Here is a 6,191-nt window from a genome sequence, read left to right as displayed (position 1 = left end):
GCCTGCGTACGCCGTGGGTGAGACGTTCGGGTAGGCGGGGTCGGGCCCCCGGGTGCGCGGGCTGCCCCTGGTGGCCCCCCCCCGCGGGCACGGGGGGGGGGGGGGGGGGGGGCGGGGGCCCCCCCCCACCCCTCTCCCGTGGCGTGCGGTGCGTGCGGCGGGCGCCGCCCGGGGTCAGCGGGTGCGGAAGGCCAGCACCACGTTGTGGCCGCCGAAGCCGAACGAGTTGTTCAGCGCGGCGATCCGGCCCTCGGGCAGCTTGCGGGCCTCGTCGCGGACGATGTCCGCGTCGACGTCCTCGTCCAGCTCCTCGACGTTGATGGTCGGCGGGGCGATCCGGTGGTACAGCGCCAGCACGGTGGCGACCGTCTCGATGCCGCCGGCGCCGCCCAGCAGGTGACCGGTCATCGACTTGGTGGCCGAGACGGCGATGTGGTCGAGGTCGTCGCCCAGTTCCTTGCGCAGCGCCTTCAGCTCGGCGGTGTCGCCCTGGGGGGTCGAGGTGGCGTGCGCGTTGACGTGCACGATCTCGGCCTTGTCCAGCTCGTTGCGGTCGAACAGGTCGGCCAGCGCGCGGGCCACGCCGGCGCCGGTCGGCTCGGGCTGGGCGATGTGGTGGGCGTCCGAGGACAGGCCCTGGCCCACCGCCTCGCAGTAGATCCGGGCACCGCGGGCCTCGGCGTGCTCCACCGACTCCAGCACGACCACGCCGGCGCCCTCGCCCAGCACGAAGCCGTCCCGGGCCTTGTCGTACGGGCGCGAGGCGCGCTGCGGCTCGTCGTTGTTCTTGGACATCGCCATCATGTTGGCGAACGCGGCGATGGGCAGCGGGTGGACCGCCGCCTCGGTGCCGCCCGCCACCACGACGTCGGCGCGGCCGCTGCGGATCATCTCGATCGCGTAGCCGATCGCCTCGGCGCCGGAGGCGCAGGCGGAGACGGGGGTGTGCACGCCCGCGCGGGCGCCGACCTCCAGGCCGACGTTGGCCGCCGGGGAGTTGGGCATCAGCATCGGGACGGTGTGCGGGGAGACCTTGCGGGCGCCCTTCTCCTTCAGCACGTCGTACTGGTCGAGCAGGGTGGTCACGCCGCCGATGCCGGAGGCGATCACGGCGCCCAGGCGCTCCGGGGCCAGCTTGGACGACTCGTCGGTGGCCGGGGTCTCGTAGCCGGCGTCGGCCCAGGCCTCGCGGGCGGCGATCAGCGCGAACTGCGCCGAGCGGTCCAGCTTGCGGGCCAGCGGCCGGGGCAGGATCTCGCCCGGCTCGACGGCGGTGCGTGCGGCGATCCGCACGGGCAGCTCCGCGGCCCACTCATCGGTCAGGGCAGCCACCCCGGAGCGCCCGGCGACCAGGTTCTCCCAGGTGGTGGCGGCGTCGCCGCCCAGCGGCGTGAAGGCGCCGATACCCGTGACGACCACGGTACGGTTCTCAACAGTCACTGGATCTTCTTCTCTCACGTTGTGCGGGGTCGGCGACGGCCGAAGGTGAGCCCGGCCGGGCGCCCGGTGGGGCGTCCCGGCCGGCGGGTCGGCCGACTCGCACGAGCCGGCCGATGTCAGGCGTCGAACGCGTGGAACGCGCCGACCGCTCAGCTGTGGCTGAGGATGTAGTCCACGGCGTCGCCGACGGTCTTCAGGTTCTTGACCTCGTCGTCCGGGATCTTGACGTCGAAGCGCTCCTCGGCGGCCACGACGACCTCGACCATGGACAGCGAGTCGACGTCCAGGTCGTCGGTGAAGGACTTGTCGAGCTCGACGTCCTCGGTCGGGATGCCGGCGATCTCGTTGACGATCTCGGCGAGACCTTCCAGAACCTCGTCCTTGGTAGCCATACTGGCTGCTCCTCTTCGGTGTTGAATGCGGCCGCCCGGCGGACGGACGCAGGCTTGCGGGTGGATCGGGCCAAAACGCCTAGGGGAGCGTAACGACTGCCGCGGCGTACACGAGACCCGCCCCGAACCCGATGATCAGGGCGAGGTCGCCGCTGCGGGCCTCACCGCTCTCCAGCATGCGTTCCATCGCCAGCGGGATGGAGGCCGCGGAGGTGTTCCCGGTCTCCGTGATGTCACGGGCGACCGGCACCGACGCGGGCAGCTTGAGCGCCTTGATCATGGCGTCGGTGATCCGCATGTTGGCCTGGTGCGGAATGAACGCGCCGAGCTGGTCGGCGGTGATCCCGGCGGCGTCCAGCGCCTGCTGGGCCACCTTGGCCATCTCCCAGACCGCCCAGCGGAAGACCGTCTGGCCCTCCATGCGCAGCGCGGGCCACTTGAGCTCCTCGCCGGCGCCGTTGACGGCGTCCTCCTTGGCGAAGGCGGTGTCCCAGGCCTGGGTCTGCGAGATGACGTCCTTCTGCGAGCCGTCCGAGCCCCAGACGACCTTGCCGATGCCGGGGGTGTCGGACGGGCCGACGATCGCGGCGCCGGCGCCGTCGCCGAAGATGAACGCGGTCGAGCGGTCCGAGGTGTCGGTCAGGTCGCTGAGCCGCTCCACGCCGATGACCAGCACGTACTCGGCGCTGCCGCCGCGGATCATGCCGTCGGCCAGGCCCAGGCCGTAGCCGAAGCCGGCGCAGGCGGCCGAGATGTCGAAGGCCGGGGCGGTGCCGCAGCCGAGCCGCTCGGCGATCTCGGTGGCGATGGCCGGGGTCTGCTTGAGGTGCGAGACGGTGGCGACGATCACACCGCCGATCCGCGCCGGGTCGATCCCGGCCTGGGCGATCGCCTTGCCGGCGGCCTGCACCGACATCTCGGCGACCGATTCCTCGGGGCCGGCCCAGCGGCGCTCGGCGATCCCGCTGCGGGTGCGGATCCACTCGTCCGAGGAGTCGATCCAGGTCAGCACCTCGGCGTTCGGGACCACCCGGACCGGGCGGTAGCCGCCCACACCGTGGATGCGCGAGAACTGCGCACCGGTCACCGGGCGGATCTGGGGAGTGTCGCTCATGCCTTCTGCTCCTGCTGCTGACCGCCGTGCTCCGCGACGAGCTCGCGGGCCTTGTCGAGGTCGGCGGGGGTCTTGAGGGCAAGCGTCGCCACGCCCTTGAGGTTGCGCTTGACCAGTCCGGTGAGGGTACCCGCCGGGGCGAGCTCGATGACGGCGGTCGCACCCAGCTCGCGCAGGGTCTCCATGCAGAGGTCCCAGCGGACCGGGTTGGAGACCTGCGACACCAGACGGTTCAGCACCTCGGTGCCGGAGGTGACCACTTCGCCGTCCTGGTTGGAGACGTACGTGACCCGGGGGTCGGCGACCGGCAGGGTCGGGGCCAGCTTGGCCAGCCGCTCGACGCCGGGAGCCATGTGGACGGTGTGGAACGCGCCCGCGACCTTCAGCGAGACCAGCCGGGCACCGGCCGGCGGGTCCTCGCGCAGCGCGTCCAGCTGCGGCAGGGTGCCGGCCGCGACGATCTGGCCGCCGCCGTTGTTGTTGGCCGCGGTCAGGCCGTGCTCGGCGAGCTTCGCCGCGACGACCTCCTGGTCGCCGCCGAGCACGGCGAGCATGCCGGTCTCGGTGGCGGCGGCGGCCTCGGCCATGGCGAGGCTGCGCTCGCGCACGAAGGTCAGCGCGTCGCGGGCGCTCAGCACGCCGGCGCCGGCGGCCGCGGTGATCTCGCCGACGCTGTGGCCGGCGACCGCGCCGACCAGCGCACGGGCGGCGGCCTCGTCCGGGAACAGCGCCCGCGCGGTCACCAGACCGGCCGCCACCAGCAGTGGCTGGGCGACGGCGGTGTCCTTGATCTCCTCGGCGTCCGCCTCCGTTCCGGCGCGCACGAGGTCGAGCCCGGCGACCTCCGACCAGCCCTGCAGGCGGTCGGCGACACCGTCGAGCTCCAGCCAAGGGCTGAGGAAACCGGGGGTCTGGGCACCCTGTCCAGGGGCGACGATTACGAGCACGGTTCAACCCTCTCTCGCCAGGCGCCCGCGGGCGGGTAGGCGACGGTAACGAAGAAAAGCATCCGGGATTGTAAGGTCCCTACAGAGTGGTCAGCTTGACTCTCCGGCGGCCGTGAGGCGCCCCAGCGCCAGTGCGATACGCAGGGTGAACGCCGAACGTACGTCGGACGGCGCGTAGCCCGTGACGTCGGTCACACGTCGGAGCCGGTAGCGCACCGTGTTGGGGTGGACGAAGAGCATCCGGGCGGCCCCCTCCAGGGAGGATGCCTGTTCCAGATAGACACTCAAGGTCTCCAGGAGTGCCGAGCCCGCCTCGTCCAGCGGTGTGTAGATCTCCTCCACCAGCTGGCGCCGGGCGGCCTGGTCCCCGGCCAGCGCGCGCTCCGGCAGCAGGTCGTCGGCCAGCACCGGGCGCGGCGCGTCCGGCCAGGCCGCGCAGGCCCGCAGGCCGGCCGCCGCGGCATGCGCCGAGCGGGTCGCCGAGAGCAGGTCCGGGACGGTCGGGCCGACCACCACCGGGCCCGGCGCGAACTGGCCGATCAGCGCCCGGGCCGCGTGCACCGGCTCCTTGTCGCCGCCCACCACGACCACCAGGCGCTTGCCGAGCACCCCGGTCAGCACGTGCAGCTTGGCGTACCGGGCGGCCCGGCGGATCGCCTCGACCACCAGCTCGCTGTCACCGTCCGGAGCCGAGCCCATCACCACCCGGACCTGGCTCGGCTGGCCCCAGCCGAGCGCGGCGGCCCGGGACAGCACGCCCTCGTCGGCGTCGCCGGAGAGCAGCGAGTTGACCACCAGCGCCTCCAGCCGGGCGTCCCAGGCGCCCCGGGCCTCGGCGGCCTGGGCGTACACCTGGGCGGTGGCGAAGGCGATCTCCCGGGCGTAGACCAGCACGGATTCGCGCATGTCGGCCTCGTCGCCGGGAGCGGCCACCTCCTCGATGGCCTCCTCCATCACCTCGATGGTGGTGCGGATCAGCTCGACCGTCTGGCGCAGGGTGATCGCCCGGGTCAGCTCGCGCGGCGCGGTGCCGAAGACGTCGGTGGAGATCGCCTGCGGGGTGTCCGGCTTGCGGTACCACTCGGTGAAGGCGGCGATACCGGCCTGGGCGACCAGGCCGATCCAGGACCGGTGCTCCGGCGGCATCCGCCGGTACCAGCCGAGCTGGTCGTCCATCCGGGCGATCGCGGCGGAGGCGAGCTTGCCCGAGGACTTCTCCAGCCGCTTGAGCGTCGCGGCCCGGCGTTCGGCGCGCTCGGCGGCGAGCCGGCGCTCCTGCGCGGTCAGGCGCGGTGCCGCGCGGCCGGGCCGGTCTCTCCCGGCGCCCGGCGTCGGGCTCTTCCCGTTCTTGTCGGGACTGGCGGTCGGATCGCTCTTGGAGTTCGCGGAAGCGGCTGGCACAGGGACAAGACTGCCTCACCGGAGTGACTGCTCGTGCACAGCCCCCGTCGGACGGCGCCGGTGGTGGCACGTCACACCCGTCACCGCTGCCACTACGGTGGGTCCGTGACCGATGCCCCCGCCCGCCCCCGCGCCGACCTGCGCCGCACCGCCGAGCGCTACCGCTCGACGCCCGCCGAGGGCGTCGAGACCAGGCACGCGTTCTCCTTCTCGGGGCACTACGACCCGAAGAACACCCACTTCGGCGCGCTGCTCGCGTGCAACGAGGAGCTCCTCGCCCCCGGCGCCGGGTTCGACGAGCACAAGCACCGGGACACCGAGATCCTCACCTGGGTGCTGGAGGGCGCGCTCGCCCACCGGGATTCCTGCGGGCACGACGGGGTGGTGCGGCCCGGCATGGTCCAGCACCTGAGCGCGGGCTCCGGCGTCACCCACACCGAGCGCAACGTCGGCGGCGCCGGCGTCCCGGTCCGGTTCGTCCAGATGTGGCTCCAGCCCGACGTCTTCGACGCGCCCCCCGTGTACGGGCTGCGCCGGGTGGAACCCGCGGCCGACGGGTTGACGCTGCTCGCCTCCGGGCTGGAGCGGGACGCCGATACCCCGGCGCTGCGGCTGCGGCGCCGGGACGCCGCGCTGTGGCTGGTGACCGCCGGGCCGTGGCAGCCGCTGCCCGCCCTGCCGGCCGCCGCCTACCGGTACGCGCACCTGACCACCGGCTCGCTCGGCTACCGGACGGTGCCCGGACCGCAGGGCGGGGGCCGCTCGATGGTGCCCGGCGACAGCGTGCGGATCACCGGGGACGCCTTCGCGGCGCCGACGGCCGGCGAGTGCGGCGCGGAACTCCTCCTGTGGGAGATGCACACGCCGCTCTCGTACGGCTGACGGCCGGCGGCCGGG

6 protein-coding genes are annotated in these 6,191 nt (G+C 73.5%); 1 reads left to right on the top strand and 5 read right to left on the bottom strand.

What is annotated here, in order from left to right; all coding sequences use genetic code 11:
- Window positions 1–174: 174 nt before the first annotated feature.
- From fabF to ACF1AK_RS02425, 5 genes are all read right to left on the bottom strand, one after another.
- Complete coding sequence (fabF, locus tag ACF1AK_RS02445) at window positions 175–1,440, bottom strand: beta-ketoacyl-ACP synthase II (protein WP_391496891.1); 1,266 nt, start codon at window positions 1,438–1,440, stop codon at window positions 175–177.
- Between the two features lie 149 nt (window positions 1,441–1,589).
- On the bottom strand, window positions 1,590–1,832 hold the full coding sequence (locus tag ACF1AK_RS02440) for an acyl carrier protein (RefSeq protein WP_391496890.1): 243 nt from the start codon (window positions 1,830–1,832) through the stop codon (window positions 1,590–1,592).
- A 79-nt stretch (window positions 1,833–1,911) separates the two neighbouring features.
- Window positions 1,912–2,946 (bottom strand): beta-ketoacyl-ACP synthase III, encoded by a 1,035-nt coding sequence (locus ACF1AK_RS02435; protein WP_380295316.1) that lies wholly within the window; start codon window positions 2,944–2,946, stop codon window positions 1,912–1,914.
- A complete protein-coding gene (locus ACF1AK_RS02430) occupies window positions 2,943–3,893 on the bottom strand; it encodes an ACP S-malonyltransferase (RefSeq protein ID WP_391496889.1) in 951 nt (316 codons plus the stop codon). Before ACF1AK_RS02430 ends, ACF1AK_RS02435 begins: the two co-directional genes overlap by 4 nt.
- A gap of 90 nt (window positions 3,894–3,983) precedes the next feature.
- Window positions 3,984–5,180 carry a PucR family transcriptional regulator gene (locus ACF1AK_RS02425; RefSeq protein WP_380295320.1) on the bottom strand — a complete coding sequence of 399 codons (1,197 nt, stop codon included), beginning with the start codon at window positions 5,178–5,180 and terminating at the stop codon, window positions 3,984–3,986.
- Window positions 5,181–5,399: 219 nt separating this feature from the next.
- Here ACF1AK_RS02425 and ACF1AK_RS02420 point away from each other — a divergent pair, with 219 nt between their 5' ends.
- Window positions 5,400–6,176 carry a pirin family protein gene (locus tag ACF1AK_RS02420; RefSeq protein WP_391496888.1) on the top strand — a complete coding sequence of 259 codons (777 nt, stop codon included), beginning with the start codon at window positions 5,400–5,402 and terminating at the stop codon, window positions 6,174–6,176.
- The last annotated feature ends 15 nt before the right edge of the window (window positions 6,177–6,191 follow it).

The sequence above is a fragment of the Kitasatospora sp. NPDC015120 genome (genome assembly GCF_043080305.1).
GTDB lineage: Bacteria > Actinomycetota > Actinomycetes > Streptomycetales > Streptomycetaceae > Kitasatospora.
The sequence above is the reverse complement of the archived record's forward strand: the minus strand, read 5'-3'. Positions and strand labels throughout refer to the sequence as shown.